The 13,399-nt window shown below is 68.7% G+C and carries 14 protein-coding genes; 8 read left to right on the top strand and 6 right to left on the bottom strand.

Annotation, left to right across the window (positions count from 1 at the left end):
• Window positions 1-282: 282 nt before the first annotated feature.
• Together FM111_RS06660 and xth are read left to right on the top strand one after the other, a co-directional pair.
• On the top strand, window positions 283-924 hold the full coding sequence (locus FM111_RS06660) for a LolA family protein (protein ID WP_087140184.1): 642 nt from the start codon (window positions 283-285) through the stop codon (window positions 922-924).
• A gap of 229 nt (window positions 925-1,153) precedes the next feature.
• Window positions 1,154-1,951, top strand: a complete 798-nt coding sequence (gene xth, locus FM111_RS06655; protein ID WP_087140182.1) for an exodeoxyribonuclease III — start codon at window positions 1,154-1,156, stop codon at window positions 1,949-1,951.
• 7 nt (window positions 1,952-1,958) lie between these two features.
• Here xth and FM111_RS06650 read toward each other — a convergent pair whose 3' ends face one another.
• Window positions 1,959-3,431, bottom strand: a complete 1,473-nt coding sequence (locus FM111_RS06650; RefSeq protein ID WP_373407960.1) for an SLC13 family permease — start codon at window positions 3,429-3,431, stop codon at window positions 1,959-1,961.
• Window positions 3,432-3,459: 28 nt separating this feature from the next.
• Between FM111_RS06650 and FM111_RS06645 the strand changes: the two genes are divergently transcribed.
• Window positions 3,460-4,356 (top strand): hypothetical protein, encoded by an 897-nt coding sequence (locus tag FM111_RS06645; RefSeq protein ID WP_087140180.1) that lies wholly within the window; start codon window positions 3,460-3,462, stop codon window positions 4,354-4,356.
• A 7-nt stretch (window positions 4,357-4,363) separates the two neighbouring features.
• Here the strand turns inward: FM111_RS06645 and FM111_RS16525 are convergent, their stop codons facing one another.
• From FM111_RS16525 to FM111_RS06630, 4 genes are all read right to left on the bottom strand, one after another.
• A complete protein-coding gene (locus FM111_RS16525; protein WP_256375772.1) occupies window positions 4,364-4,486 on the bottom strand; it encodes a hypothetical protein in 123 nt (40 codons plus the stop codon).
• A 95-nt stretch (window positions 4,487-4,581) separates the two neighbouring features.
• Complete coding sequence (gene gcvA / locus FM111_RS06640) at window positions 4,582-5,523, bottom strand: transcriptional regulator GcvA (RefSeq protein ID WP_087140178.1); 942 nt, start codon at window positions 5,521-5,523, stop codon at window positions 4,582-4,584.
• 7 nt (window positions 5,524-5,530) lie between these two features.
• Window positions 5,531-6,217 (bottom strand): response regulator transcription factor, encoded by a 687-nt coding sequence (locus tag FM111_RS06635; RefSeq protein WP_003166566.1) that lies wholly within the window; start codon window positions 6,215-6,217, stop codon window positions 5,531-5,533.
• 62 nt (window positions 6,218-6,279) lie between these two features.
• Complete coding sequence (locus FM111_RS06630; RefSeq protein WP_087140176.1) at window positions 6,280-6,990, bottom strand: YggS family pyridoxal phosphate-dependent enzyme; 711 nt, start codon at window positions 6,988-6,990, stop codon at window positions 6,280-6,282.
• On the opposite strand from FM111_RS06630, the gene FM111_RS06625 reads away from it, so the two are divergent.
• Window positions 6,989-7,651 (top strand): thiamine phosphate synthase, encoded by a 663-nt coding sequence (locus FM111_RS06625; protein WP_256968120.1) that lies wholly within the window; start codon window positions 6,989-6,991, stop codon window positions 7,649-7,651. The genes FM111_RS06630 and FM111_RS06625 overlap by 2 nt on opposite strands.
• Before the next feature lie 15 nt (window positions 7,652-7,666).
• Here the strand turns inward: FM111_RS06625 and FM111_RS06620 are convergent, their stop codons facing one another.
• The gene (locus FM111_RS06620; RefSeq protein ID WP_087140172.1) at window positions 7,667-8,068 is read right to left on the bottom strand and encodes an NtrZ family periplasmic regulatory protein; all 402 of its coding nucleotides are present in this window, start codon (window positions 8,066-8,068) and stop codon (window positions 7,667-7,669) included.
• A gap of 348 nt (window positions 8,069-8,416) precedes the next feature.
• Here FM111_RS06620 and FM111_RS06615 point away from each other — a divergent pair, with 348 nt between their 5' ends.
• From FM111_RS06615 to holA, 4 genes are all read left to right on the top strand, one after another.
• A complete protein-coding gene (locus tag FM111_RS06615) occupies window positions 8,417-8,872 on the top strand; it encodes a DUF3576 domain-containing protein (protein WP_087140170.1) in 456 nt (151 codons plus the stop codon).
• Window positions 8,873-8,958: 86 nt separating this feature from the next.
• Window positions 8,959-11,538 carry a leucine--tRNA ligase gene (gene leuS / locus FM111_RS06610; RefSeq protein ID WP_087140168.1) on the top strand — a complete coding sequence of 860 codons (2,580 nt, stop codon included), beginning with the start codon at window positions 8,959-8,961 and terminating at the stop codon, window positions 11,536-11,538.
• The gene (lptE, locus tag FM111_RS06605; RefSeq protein ID WP_087140166.1) at window positions 11,538-12,020 is read left to right on the top strand and encodes an LPS assembly lipoprotein LptE; all 483 of its coding nucleotides are present in this window, start codon (window positions 11,538-11,540) and stop codon (window positions 12,018-12,020) included. The genes leuS and lptE overlap by 1 nt, the downstream gene beginning before the upstream one ends.
• A gap of 10 nt (window positions 12,021-12,030) precedes the next feature.
• Entirely contained in the window at window positions 12,031-13,083 is a 1,053-nt protein-coding gene (holA, locus tag FM111_RS06600) for a DNA polymerase III subunit delta (RefSeq protein WP_087140163.1), read from the top strand.
• Window positions 13,084-13,399 lie beyond the last annotated feature (316 nt).

Genomic DNA, 13,399 nt, shown 5'->3' with positions numbered 1-13,399 from the left:
AGGCGGCGGCTTTGCCGCCGGGCGCTATCGCTCGCCGCGCGGCGGCTCGCTGCTTCAGCGCCGATCACGAGCGCACGCTTGGGAACCCCGCGGTTCAGTCGACGCTTAAACGCCTCACGTCCTCAAGCAGCGAGCCGCCGCGCGGCGAGCGCTAGGACACTAAACAATGAACACCGCTTCATCGGAGCGCCGGAATATGGTCAGGCTGGCGTCATCAGCCTGCCGGATGAAGCCCTCACCCTCATCGGGTCGAAAACCGTTCAGAACGGGAGAAGAAAAGACATGAGCATTTCCCGCCGCGCCTTCGGCCTCGGCTCCGCCGCCCTGGTCGCGCTCGCCGCCGCCCCCGCCGCCGTCCTGGCGCAAGCCGGGCTGTCGGCCGACGATCAGGCCGTGCTGCGTCAGGCCCAGACCTATCTGACCGCCATGACCACGGCCCAGGGGACCTTCGTCGAGACCGGGCCGAACAATCAGCGCCGCGCCGGCCGCTATTATCTGCAACGCCCCGGCAAGATGCGGTTCGAATACACCGAGCCGGAAGGCCTGCTGGTCGTCGCCGACGGCAACAACGTCAGCCGTTGGGATCCGCGCCTGAACGTCTTCCGCCAGGCGCCGCTGGGCCAGACGCCGCTGTCCACCTTCCTGGCGCGCGAGGTCCGGCTGGATCAGGGCGTGAAGATCGACCGGATCACGCGCATGGACTCCGGCGCCTTCGCCATCACGGCCCGCGACGCGCGCCGTCCCAATGAAGGCTCGGTCATCCTGGCCTTCGCCGGTTCGCCCGTGCGCCTGCAGGAATGGACGATCACCGACGCACAAGGGTCGCGCACCCGCGTGCAGCTGACCACGCTGCAACCGGCGCCGGGTCTGGCCGCCAGCCTGTTCCAGCTGCGCGACCCGACCCGTCGCAACCGCCGCAACTGATCCGTCGCCAGAAAAGAAGCAGGGCGAATTTGTGACAGTTTGACCTTTTTCGCCAGGCGTGACACTTTGGGCACAGGACGGCGGCGGCCGTCCCGCCCGCCACGGATTCATCCCCGCCTGGCGGCGAGAGAGACGAACTTCATGCGCCCGGACCTGGCTCCGGGCGCTTTTTTAATGCGCGAGACGACCGGCTTAGACCCCGCCCCGTCAAGCTGCTAAGGCCCGTCGCATGAGCCTTCGCATCGTCACCTGGAACATCAACTCGGTCCGCCTGCGCATTGATCAGGTCGCCCGTTTCGTCGCCGAACACGCCCCGGACGTCCTGTGCCTGCAGGAGATCAAATGCACCGAGGACCAGTTCCCGCGTCAGGCCTTCATCGACATGGGCCTGCCCTACCTGCGGATCGGCGGCCAGAAGGGCTGGCACGGGGTGGCCATCGCCAGCCGCCTGCCCATCGTCGACAGCCCCAAGCTGGACGTCTGCCGCGAAGGCCACGCCCGCTGCGTCTCGGCCGTGGTCGAGGGCGTCGAGGTGCAGAACTTCTACATCCCGGCGGGCGGCGACCTGCCGGACCGGGCGCTGAACCCCAAGTTCGACCACAAGATGGACTTCTATGAACGGCTGACCGCCGAGATGAAGACCCGCGACCGCCAGCGGCCCCTGGTCCTGGCCGGCGACTTCAACATCGCGCCGGGCGAGAACGACGTCTGGAACCACCGCTTCATGTCCAAGGTGGTCAGCCACACCCCCGGCGAGGTCGAGACCCTGTACCGACTTCAGGACGCCGGCAGCTTCACCGACGTGCTGCGCGACCAGATCCCCGATCCGGTCAAGCTGGCCAGCTGGTGGAGCTATCGCGCCAAGGATTTCCGCAAGTCGAACCGGGGCCTGCGGCTGGACCATCTGTGGACCTCGCCCGGCCTGACGCCCGCCGTGGTCAAGGGCAGCGCCCGCATCCTGGACACGGTGCGTGAGTGGGAACGGCCCAGCGACCATGCGCCGGTCGTGATGGACCTGGACGTCTGAGCCCGCCTCAGAAGGGGAAGAAGATCGGGATGGCGACCATGGCCGCCGCCCAGGTGATCAGGTTCAGCGGCGTGCCGACGCGGACGAAGTCCATGTAGCTGTAACCGCCCATCTGATAGACGAGGACGTTGGTCTGATAGCCGAAGGGGGTGGCGAAGGCGGCCGAGGCGGCCATCATCACCGCGACCAGGAAGGGGCGTGGATCAACCCCCAGACTCTCGGCCAGGGCGACAGCGATCGGCGTCACCAGCACCGCCACCGTGGCGTTGGACAGAAGCTCGGTCGCGAACAGGGTCACGCCGTAGAGCACGATCAGCGCGCCCAGAGGCCCGAACGGACGGATCACCTCGATCAGCAGACCCGCGCCTTGCGCCGCCAGCCCCGTCACTTCGATGGCGGTGCCGACCACCACCATGCCGGCGATCAACAGCAGGATGTCCGGCTTGAGACCCGAATAGGCCTCTTCCGGCGTCAGCACGCCCAGCAGGATCAGGGCCACCGCCCCAGCGAAGGCCGCGGCCGCGATGGGCGCGATCCCCAGGCCCGCCGCCGCCACCACCATCACGAACACCGCCAGGGCGATCAACGCCCGCTTCCACTGCAAGGGCCGGTCGGCCGAGGCGTAGAGGTCGACGTCGCCCAGATGCGCGTCCCCGGTGCCGTCGCGCTGGCTGCGGCTTTCGCCCAGGCGGGTCAGGGACGACAGTGAGAAGGGCAGGCGCCATCGGCCTTGGCGCGACGCCTTTTCGGCCTGGACTTCCGCCTCGCGCCGTTCGCGTTCGGCCTCGGCCTCCTCCTCGGCGGTCGCCGTGCGTCCCAGTTGGCGCGCGCCGAAGAAATAGAGCCACAGTCCGCCGACCAGGGCGATGACCAGGCCCACCGGCGTGATCTCGAACAGGCTGAAGACCGGCTGGCCCGCGTTGCGCGCCATGTCGTTGACCAGCAGATTGGTCGAAGTGCCGATCAGGGTCAGCAGGCCCCCCAGGACCGTCACATGGCTGAGCGGCATCAGAAACCGTTTGGGCGACAGCTTCAGCGACTTGGCCATGTCGCGCACGACCGGCGCGGCCAGGACCACCACCGGCGTATTGTTCAGAAAGCCGCCGACCGAGCCGCACAGGCCGATCACCACCCAGATGCCCGTCGCGCCGAACCGCTGGCACAGCGCCGTCGCCTTGCGGATCATCAGGCCCAGCAGACCCGACAGCTCAATGGCGTAGGCGATGACGAACAGGCCGGCCAGGGCGATGACCGCCGGGCTGGCGAAGGCGCTCTGCACCTCGACCGGGCGCACCACGCCGAACAGCAGCAGGGCCGCCGCGCCGCTGAGCGCAACCACGTCCGAGCGCATCCGACCGTGGATCATCACGCCGACCACGGCGATCAGAACGATAAGCGCGATGATCTGGTCCAGCGTCACCCGCGCAAGAACCCCTTTATCAGCCATCGCCGCGACCACGATCACGGGTCGGGGCGCCAATCAGCGTTTCCCGTGTTAGGCTGGTTCCATGTCGATCACAACGACCCGTCTCGCCGCGCCGCTCGCCCTGGCGGCGGCCCTGCCGCTTCTGACCTGGTGCCAACGACCGCCGGAACCGGCCGCGCCCGCGGAACCGGCCCCGCCGCCGACGGTCGTGCTGGATTCCACGCTGAACCGCGCCGCCCTGCTGGCCGCGCTGACCGAAGCGGGGACGGCCCTGGCCGACGGCCAGACCCGCGACGCGGCCCTGACCGGCCGCACGGTGTCGGTGCGCCTGCCTTTCGGCTGCGGCGGCGCAGCGACCGTCGCCGGCGAGGCCGGCGGCCTGCCCCGCCTCGTCCGCAATGCGGACGGAAGCCTGACCCTGACGGTCACGCCGGAAGATCTGGTCGCGTCGGCCCTGGTCCCCGCGACCCGCGAGGGGGCGGTCGACAAGTGGGAGGCGGTCGAAGGCTTCTGGATCGCAAGACCATGGAGCGGCCTGGACGCCTGTCCGGCGTCAACGGCCCCGGCCGCCCCTGCCCCTCCAACGGCTCAGGCGTCAGACAAGACAGCCGCCGAGGACAAGACCGTTGAGGCTAAAGCCGTTGAGGACGTCGTGACTCCGCCGCTCGTCCAACCCGAGCGCAGCGCTGGGCTGGCCGCCGTGTTCGAAGCGGGCGGATCGCGCCTGGGCCGTCGTCAGGGCCAGGCCTATGTCCATGTCATTCGAGGAGAAAAGGGCGTCGCTCCGACGCCGGCGCCGCGCGGCTATGCGCTGCGGCTGGAAGGACGGCTGACCGCCTTCGCGGACGGCAAGGCCGTCCATTGCGTCCAGAAGGACGCCGAAAGCCGTCCGGTCTGCATCGCCGCCCTGCGGCTCGACCGGCTGGCCTTCGAGGATGGGGCCACGGGCGCCCTTCTCAGCGAATGGCGCCCGCGTTGACTTAAGCTCAGGCTGCGCCCAGCAGCTTGGCGCCGGCCAGCACGCCCAGCAGGATCAGGGTGACGCTGCCGGTGAAGACGACGATGCCTTCGAACGAGAAGCTCGAAGCGCGGGGATGCACGAGTTTCATGACTTGGTTCCTTTCGGCGGGGGAGTTCCGAACGGTCTCAAGATAGGCGGCGCTGCTGTGGGGGACAAACCACGGTTAGGCCGTCTCAAGTGATCTCAGGTCACTCGAACCTTATCTGTGTCCTCATCCAGCCGCGATTCAGCCACGATCCAGTTGAGGAAGCGCCGCAGCTTGGGTTCATCCGCCCGTTCCGGCAGGACCACCGCCCAATAGGCCAGGTCGTTGGTCAGGGCGTGATCGACCGGCTGGATCAGCCGCCCCTCGCGCAGGTCGTCTGCCGCCAAAGGCGCCGATGTCAGGGCCACGCCGCGCCCCGACAGGGCCGCCTCCAGCGCCAGGTGGCTGTGGCTGAAATGGGGGCCGCGCAGGTTCTGAACCCGAGGATCATCGACGCCGGCGCTTTCGAACCAGGCCTTCCAGCCCATGCGGTCGGCGTAGGGCATGTCGTGCCAGGTCTCGTGGATCAGCACCACGTCCAGCAGGTCGGACGGCTGGCTCAACCGCCGCGCGGCGGCGAAGGACGGGGCGCAGACCGGGATCAGCCGCTCATTGACCAGCCGCCGCGCCACCTGGCCCGGATAGGGGCCTTCGCCATAGCGCAGGGCCACGTCGGCCTCGCCGTTCGACAGGTCGGCGATGCGGTCCTCGGCGAAGACGATCAGATCGAGATCCGGGTTTTCCTCGCTGAACCGATGCAGGCGCGGCGACAGCCATTTGCTGGCCAGAGACGGCAGAGCGGTGATGCGCAGCTGGCGCGAGCGGCCGGGCCGCACGGCCTCCAGCGCGCTTTCCAGCCGCTCGAAGGCGTCGGCCACGCCCTGGGCCAGACGCTTGCCGTCGGCGGTCAGGCGCACCGAACGGTTGAAGCGATCGAACAGGCGCAGACCCAGGCGCATCTCCAGCGCCTTCACATGGCGGCTGACGGCGCCGGGGGTGACGCCCAGCTCCTCGGCCGCCTCGCGGAAACTGCCGAGGCGGGCGGCTGCATCGAACGCCCGAAGCGCCACCAGCGGCGGGGTCGGGCGACGCTCGCTCATCTGAGGGTCAGGGCTGGAGGCGGTAGCCGCCGGCGTCGGTCAGCAGCAGGCGGGCCTGGCCCGGCTCGACCTCGATCTTCTGACGCAGGCGATAGATGTGGGTTTCCAGGGTGTGGGTGGTGACCCCGGCGTTATAGCCCCAGACCTCGGTCAGCAGCTCTTCGCGCGACACCGGCTTGGCCCCGGCGCGATAGAGGTACTTGAGGATGTTGGTTTCTTTTTCTGTCAGCCGGACCTTCTTGCCCTTGTCATCGACCATCAGCTTGGAGGCCGGACGAAACTCATAGGGGCCGACCTGGAAGACAGCGTCCTCGGACTGTTCGTGGCTGCGCAGGTGGGCGCGGATGCGCGCCAGCAGGACCGCGAAGCGGAAGGGCTTGGTGACATAGTCGTTGGCGCCGGAGTCGAGGCCGAGGATGGCGTCCGAATCCGACGACTGCGCCGTCAGCATGATGACCGGAGTGGACACGCCCGCCTTGCGGATCAGGCGACAGGCCTCGCGGCCGTCCATGTCGGGCAGGTCGACGTCCAGCAGGATCAGGTCAGCCCGCGCCTCCTTGGCCTGGCGCACGCCGTCGGTCGCCGTCGCGGCCTGGGCCGGGCGGAATTCCTCGTGAAGCGCCAACTGCTCGGCCAAGGCCTCGCGCAGGTCGTTGTCGTCATCGATGATCAGAATGGTCTTGGGCGTGCGCATGGTCTCTTTAGAATGGCGAGGCTTGGGCCGAACGCCAAGGGCGCCAAACGCGATATTGCGTCCTAAGAGGCCGCAGGGACCATATTTCGTTCCCCGAACAGGGCCGAACCGACCCGAACATGGGTCGCGCCCGCCTGAATCGCCGTCAGATAGTCGCCGCTCATGCCCATCGACAGGACGCTCAAGCCGTTGCGAGCGGCGATCGCGGCCAGAACGGCGAAGTGCGGCGCCGGGTCTTCATCGGCCGGAGGAATGCACATCAGCCCCTCCACCGTCAGGCCATGAACGTCGCGCGCGGCGGCGATCAGGGCGTCGGCGTCTTCCGGTAGCACCCCCGCCTTCTGCGGTTCGGCGCCGGAGTTGACCTGAACCAGCACGCGGGGATGTCGGCCTGTCTTGTGCGCGGCGGCGGCCAGGGCGGCGGCGAGGCGTTCGCGATCCAGCGTCTCGATGACGTCAAACAATTCGACCGCGTCTTGCGCCTTATTGGTCTGCAAGGGGCCGATCAGGTGCAGCTCCAGGTCCGGCAGGGCGGCGCGACGCTCGTCCCAGTGAGCCTTGGCCTCCTGCACCCGGTTCTCGCCGAACACGCGCTGGCCGGTCGCCAGAGCGGCGTCGAGGGCGGCGTCGCCCTGCGTCTTGGACACCGCCGTCAGCACCACAGAGGCGGGGTCGCGCCCCGCCGCCAGGACCGCGTCATGGATACGGCGGCGCACCTCGGCGAAGCGGTCGGCGATGGACGAAACGGCGAAAGCGGGCGTAGTGGCGGTCATGACCCTGTCCGAACTCATGGCCGAGGACGCGCGCACCCTGTGGGCGGCGGCTCAGGCCCTGTCGCAGTCTGTAGCCCTCGCGGCGGCGCCTGTCAGCCCGCGCCCCCTACCGCCCCTGCTGTTCTTCACCGACCCCGAGCGCACGCCCCGCCCCTGGGAGACGGCGGCGCGCCTGCCGGCGGGCGCGGGGGTCGTATACCGCGCCTTCGGCGCCGCCGACGCCGTCGAGACCGGGCTTCGTCTTCGCGAGGCGACGCGGGCGGCGGGCGTGCTTCTGCTGGTCGGACTCGACGCCGCCCTGGCCGAGCGGGTGGAGGCTGACGGCGTGCACCTGCCCGAGCGCGCCCTGTCCTCGGCCTACGCCCTGTCGGGACGGCGACCGGATTGGCTGCTGACCGGCGCGGCGCATTCGGAAGCGGCCGTGCGCGGCGCGCGCGACCTGCACGCCCTGGTGCTGTCGCCCGTCTTTCCCGCCGGCGGCGCTTCAGCGGCCAAGCCCGCGCTGGGGGTGGAGCGGTTCTCGGAGCTGGCGGCCCTGGCCCCCTGTCCGGCCTACGCCCTGGGCGGGATCACGGCGCGCAACGCCCAAGCCCTCAGCGAATCAGGCGCGTGCGGATTGGCGGGCGTGGAGGCGATCCAGACAGCGTTCGTCTCTCGCTGAGAGAGGCGCTCAGGATCAGAACTTGAAGATGGTCTCGAGGCGCACGCGCGGAGCGGCGCGGCGATCAGCAGCGCTTTCGGGCGCGCGAGCCGGGTCGACTTCCGGAGAGGCCAGGTTGGCGGCGGCGCCGACGCGCAGGCGCGGGCTGAGGCGGTAATAGGCCCCGGCCTCGACGTCGCCCCAGTCGGCTTCGCGGCCGACGGGCTGGTTCAGGTTGAAGTTCAGGCCCCAACGGCCGTTCTCGTTCCAGCGCAGGCCGCGGCGCTGGGCGGCGGTCGGCGTGCTGGGCGACTGGGCGGCGATGTCGGTCAGGCTGACGGCAGGGGCGCGACCGCGCGTCTGCGCAGCGGCGTCGGTCGTCACCCCGGCCAAGGCCAGGGCGCCCACGCTTGCAGCGATGACGGCGACGAAACGCATTTCACCCACCCTATAGACCGCTCGTTTTCTGCGGCGATCCTTGTTGACGACCTCAGAACGCGCCTGAACGAGCCGCGTCCGATCTGGGGATAAGATATGGACTGCATTCCTACGGTCAACGGAACGTGGCCCTATGGCATAGGTTCCAGGCGACTCCGGCGCGGGCTGTGGCGCCCTTGTCACGCAGAAGGGCCGGACCAAGGCCTCTATCGGTCGAGTCTGATGCCAGATCGCCTTGTCATCGCCCCTTTTCGCCGTGTTATAGAGCGTTGCTGACGCGAGCGTGCGTGGGCGTCGCCAGGCGACGCTCCCTCATGCGCCGTCAAACCCTTTCACGGAGATCACGGAATGGCTCTTGTTCGCGGCGCTGCGGTCGCCCTGATCGCCTCGGGCCTGCTGCTCGGGGGCTGCTCCAGCCTGCCCCTCATCGGCGGCGGCTCTAAGGCCAAGGCGCCCACCATGGAGGCCCAGCTGGGCATCGGCGTGAACGCCTATCTGTGGCGCGCCACCCTGGACACCCTGTCCTTCATGCCGCTGACCAGCGCCGATCCGTGGGGCGGCGTGGTCAACTATGACTGGTACGTCAATCCGCAGGCGCCGAACGAGCGCTTCAAGGCGACCGTCTTCATCCTGGATCGCCGCCTGCGCGCCGACGCCCTGAACGTCGCCGTGACCAAGGAAGTCAAGGACGCCGCCGGCGCCTGGGTCTCGGCCCCAGTCGCGGCCCAGACCGAAACCGATCTGGAGAACGCCATCCTGACCAAGGCGCGCCAGCTCAACCTCGCCAACGCGGCCCGTCGCTAAGACCGGCCGCCCCTCACCTTTCGTCTTCAACGCGTCCTCAGGCCCGCCTCAAGCTTCGCGCCTGAGGCGCCGCCTCAGGATACGCCGTGGCCCGTTACGAGCCTAAGACCGCCGAACCCCGCCAGCAGGCCCGATGGGCCGCGGCCGACGCCTTTTCGGTGTCCAACGCCGACACCGGCCGTCCGAAATACTATGTCCTGGAGATGTTCCCCTATCCGTCGGGCAACATCCACATGGGCCACGCCCGCAACTATGTGATGGGCGACGTGGTGGCGCGCCACAAGCGGGCGCAAGGCTTCGACGTCCTGCACCCGATGGGCTGGGACGCCTTCGGCATGCCGGCCGAGAACGCGGCCATGGAGCGCGGCGTCCATCCCGGCGACTGGACCTGGTCCAACATCGCGACGATGCGCGACCAGCTGAAGCTGCTGGGTCTGTCGCTGGACTGGAGCCGCGAGTTCGCCACCTGCGATCCCGAATACTATGGCAAGCAGCAGGAATGGTTCCTGGAGCTGTTCAAGCGCGGTCTGGTCTATCGCAAGGACGGCGTGGTCAATTGGGATCCCGTCGACAACACCGTCCTGGCCAATGAGCAGGTCATCGACGGGCGCGGCTGGCGCTCGGGCGCCGTGGTCGAGAAGCGCAAGCTGAACCAGTGGTTCCTGCGCATTACTCAGTATGCGGATGATTTGATTGACGGCCTGGCCGAGCTGGAAGGCCGCTGGCCCGAGAAGGTCCGCCTGATGCAGGAAAACTGGATCGGCCGGTCCAAGGGTCTGCAGATGAAGTGGGCCTGGGCGGGCGCCGCCCCAGCTGGTTTCGACGATGGGCTGGAGATCTACACCACCCGCCCGGACACCCTGTTCGGCGCCAGCTTCATGGGTCTGGCCCCCGATCATCCGATCTCGAAGCAACTGGCCGAGGCCGACCCCAAGGTCGCCGCCTTCGTCGCCGAATGCCGCAAGGGCGGCGCCAGCCAGGCCGACATCGAACAGGCCGAGAAGATCGGCTGGGACACGGGGCTGAAGGTCATCCATCCTTTCACCGGCGCCGAAGTCTCGGTCTGGATCGCCAACTTCATCCTGTCCGACTACGGCACGGGCGCCATCTTCGCCTGCCCGGCGCATGACCAGCGCGACCTGGACTTCGCCCGCAAATACGACCTGCCGGTGATCCCGGTCGTCCGCCCCGAGGGCGCGGGCGACGACTTCGCCGTGGCGGACGAGGCCTATACCGGCCCCGGCTCCATCTTCCATTCTGACTTCCTGAACGGTCTGGATATCGAGGCCGCCAAGGCCGAGGCGATCCGCCGCATCGAGGCCGCCGGAACGGGCGAAGGCGCGACCATCTATCGCCTGCGCGACTGGGGCGTCAGCCGCCAGCGTTACTGGGGCTGCCCCATCCCGGTCATTCACTGCGAGGCCTGCGGCGTCGTGCCGGTGCCGGCCGACCAGCTGCCGGTTGAACTGCCCAAGGACGTCACCTTCGACGTGCCGGGCAACCCGTTGGACCGCCATCCGACGTGGAAGCACATCAACTGCCCATCGTGCGGCGCCGCCGCCCGGCGCGAGACGGACACGCTGGACACCTTCGTCGACAGCTCCTGGTATTTCGCCCGCTTCGCCGATCCCAAGGCGGCCGAGCCGATCAACAAGGCCGCCGCCGCCAAATGGCTGCCGGTGGACCAATACATCGGCGGCGTCGAGCACGCGGTCCTGCACCTGCTCTACGCCCGCTTCATCACCCGCGCCCTGTCGGACGCCGGTCTGATGGACGTGAAGGAGCCGTTCGCCGGGCTGTTCACCCAAGGCATGGTGATCCACGAAACCTATTTCGACGGCCATGAAGACAGCGGCAAGCCGCGCTGGGTCGAGCCGTCCGACGTGCGCATCGAGACCGTGGACGGAAAGCGCGTCGCCACCCGCCTGTCGACCGGCGCTCCGGTGACGATCGGCGACATCGAAAAGATGTCGAAGTCGAAGAAGAACGTGGTCGCGCCGCAGGACATCATCACCGCCTATGGCGTGGACGCCGGGCGTCTGTTCATCCTGTCCGACAGCCCGCCTGAACGCGACATCCAGTGGTCGACCGGCGGGGTCGAAGGCGCCGCCCGCTTCGTCCAGCGCGTCTGGGGCGAGTACGCCGCCTTCGACGCCGCCGCGCCCGCAAACGCCGATGTTGACGCCAGCCTGATCCGCGAGACGCACAAGGCCATCAAGGCCGTCAGCGAGGGCGTCGAGCATTTCCGCTTCAACTCGGCGGTGGCCAAGCTCTACGCCTTCCTGGCGACCATCCGCCAGCACGACAAGGCGGGCTCCGAGGCGAAGAAGACCGCCCTGTCGACCCTGGCGCGACTGATGGCGCCCTTCACCCCCCACCTGGCCGAGGAAGCCTGGACCCAGCTGGGCGAGGCCGGAATGGTTCTGGACGCGCCGTGGCCCATCTATGACCCGGCCCTGGCCGCCGATGATCAGGTCACTCTGCCCGTTCAGATCGGCGGCAAGCGTCGTGGCGAAGTCGTCCTGCCGCGCGGATCGGACAATGCGACGGTCGAAGCCGCCGCTCTCGCCAATCCGACGGTTCAGGCCTACCTTGCCGCCAACAACCTCAGCGTCCGCAAGGTGATCGTGGTGCCCGATCGTATCGTCAATCTGGTGGCCGGCTGATGCGTCGGCTGGCCCTGTTCGGCGTCCTGGCGGGCGCAAGCCTGCTGTCCGCCTGCGGCTTCACGCCCATGTACGGCGAGACCGGCGTCAGCGGCGGCCTGTCGCGCATCGCCGTGAGCACCCCGGACGACCGCCTGGGCTATCGCCTGCGCGAACAGTTGGAGGACGCCTTCGGCCGCGACGGCGCCCAGGCGCCCCTCTATCGCCTGACGACCGAGGTCGAGCAGAGCCGCCGCCCCCTGGGCCGCCGCATCGACGACACGGCCAGCCGCTATGAGCTGACGGTCAAGGCCGCCTGGGCTCTGACCCCCGCGGCGGGCGGAGAGACAATCAAAGGCGTTCAGACCACGACCGTCACCTACGCCGCCGCGGACCAGCCCTACGCCGCCATCGCCGCCCAGCAGGACGGCGAGGACCGGGCCGCCGCCGACCTGGCCCGCCTGATCCGCCTGGACATGATGCGCGTCCTGGCCGCGCGCTGAAGGTCTTCGCATGATCCTGTCCAAGCGGCCCGACGTCGACCGCTTCCTGAAGGCGCCGGACACCAGCGTCCGCGCCGCCGTCATCCACGGCAAGGACCGCTCGGGCGTGACCGAGCGCGCCCTGATGCTGTGCAAGACGATCACGCCGGATCTGAACGACCCCTTCAACGTCACCCTGCTGACCGAAGCCGACATCGACGGCGACGCCGTGCGCCTGGAAGAGGCGCTGACGGCGCTCAGCATGATCGGCGGGCGGCGCCTGGTGCGCATCCGAATGTCGGACGGCAAGGCAGGCGTGGACAAGGCCGTGGCCGCCGCCCTGACCGCCCACGCCGAGGGCGCTTATAACCCCGACGCCATGCTGGTGATCGAGGCCGGGGCGCTGGGCCGCGAATCCGCCCTGCGCAAGGCCGCCGAAAAGGCCCAGGGCGCGGTCGCCATCGCCTGTTATGAGGATGAGGTCGGCGACGTCGCCCGCATGACGCGTGAGGCCCTGGGGGCCGACAAGGTGGGCCTGTCTTCCGACGCCCTGGATCGCTTCGTCGCCCGCCTGCCTCGCGAACGCGGCCTGATGCGCCAGGAAATCGAGCGGCTCATCCTCTACATCGGCCCCGGATCCGGCCGCACCATCGATGTGGAAGAGCTGGACGCCCACCTGGGGGTCGAGCCCGACGCCTCCCTGTCCGACGCCGCCCTACAGGCCTTCGGCGGCCGCCCCGGCCCCGCCCAGGCGGGCCTACGCCGCGCCCTGGCCGAGGGCGAAAGCGCCGTCATGGCCGTGCGCATGGCCTCACTTCACCTCGGAAAACTTCGCCGGATCAATATCTTGCAGGCCAATGGCGCGGGCGCCAAGGAGGCCGCCAAGGCCGCCGGCGTCTTCTGGAAACAGGAAGCGGAAATGCTGCGCCAATCGCGCGCCTGGCGGCTCGAACTGCTCGACGAGGTGCAGGACAGCATCAACACCGCCGATGTCATGACCAAGACCACAGGCATGCCCGAGGCCCTGATCACCGAACGCCTGCTGCTGGAAATCGCCGCCCGCGCCAAGCGCATGGGGCTTTAGGCTTTGCCCTACCGCGCTGACGCGCTGCTTGAGGGCTTTAAGCTTCACCCTAACGCGCTAACGCGCTGCTTGAGGGCTTTGTAGAGCACCTCCCCACGACGAGGGGAGGCAAAGCTCAGCCGCGCTTCGACGCGCGCCGGAAAGCCGGTTTGTTCAACGCCACAGACTGGCGCTGCATGGATTTCTCGGACGCGACGGCTCCAGCCGGGCCGCCAAAAGCGCCTGCATTCCGGCTCGCCGCCTGCTTCGCGGCCAAGGCCCGTTTCAACGCTTCAGCGGCGCTGATTTTCTCAGAGTTCTCAGTCATGGCGACACC

The organism is Brevundimonas diminuta 3F5N (assembly GCF_900163625.1).
In the GTDB taxonomy this organism is placed as follows: Bacteria; Pseudomonadota; Alphaproteobacteria; order Caulobacterales; family Caulobacteraceae; genus Brevundimonas; species Brevundimonas diminuta_A.
Note: the sequence above shows the minus strand (reverse complement) of the source record. Positions and strands in the feature narration are given on the sequence as shown.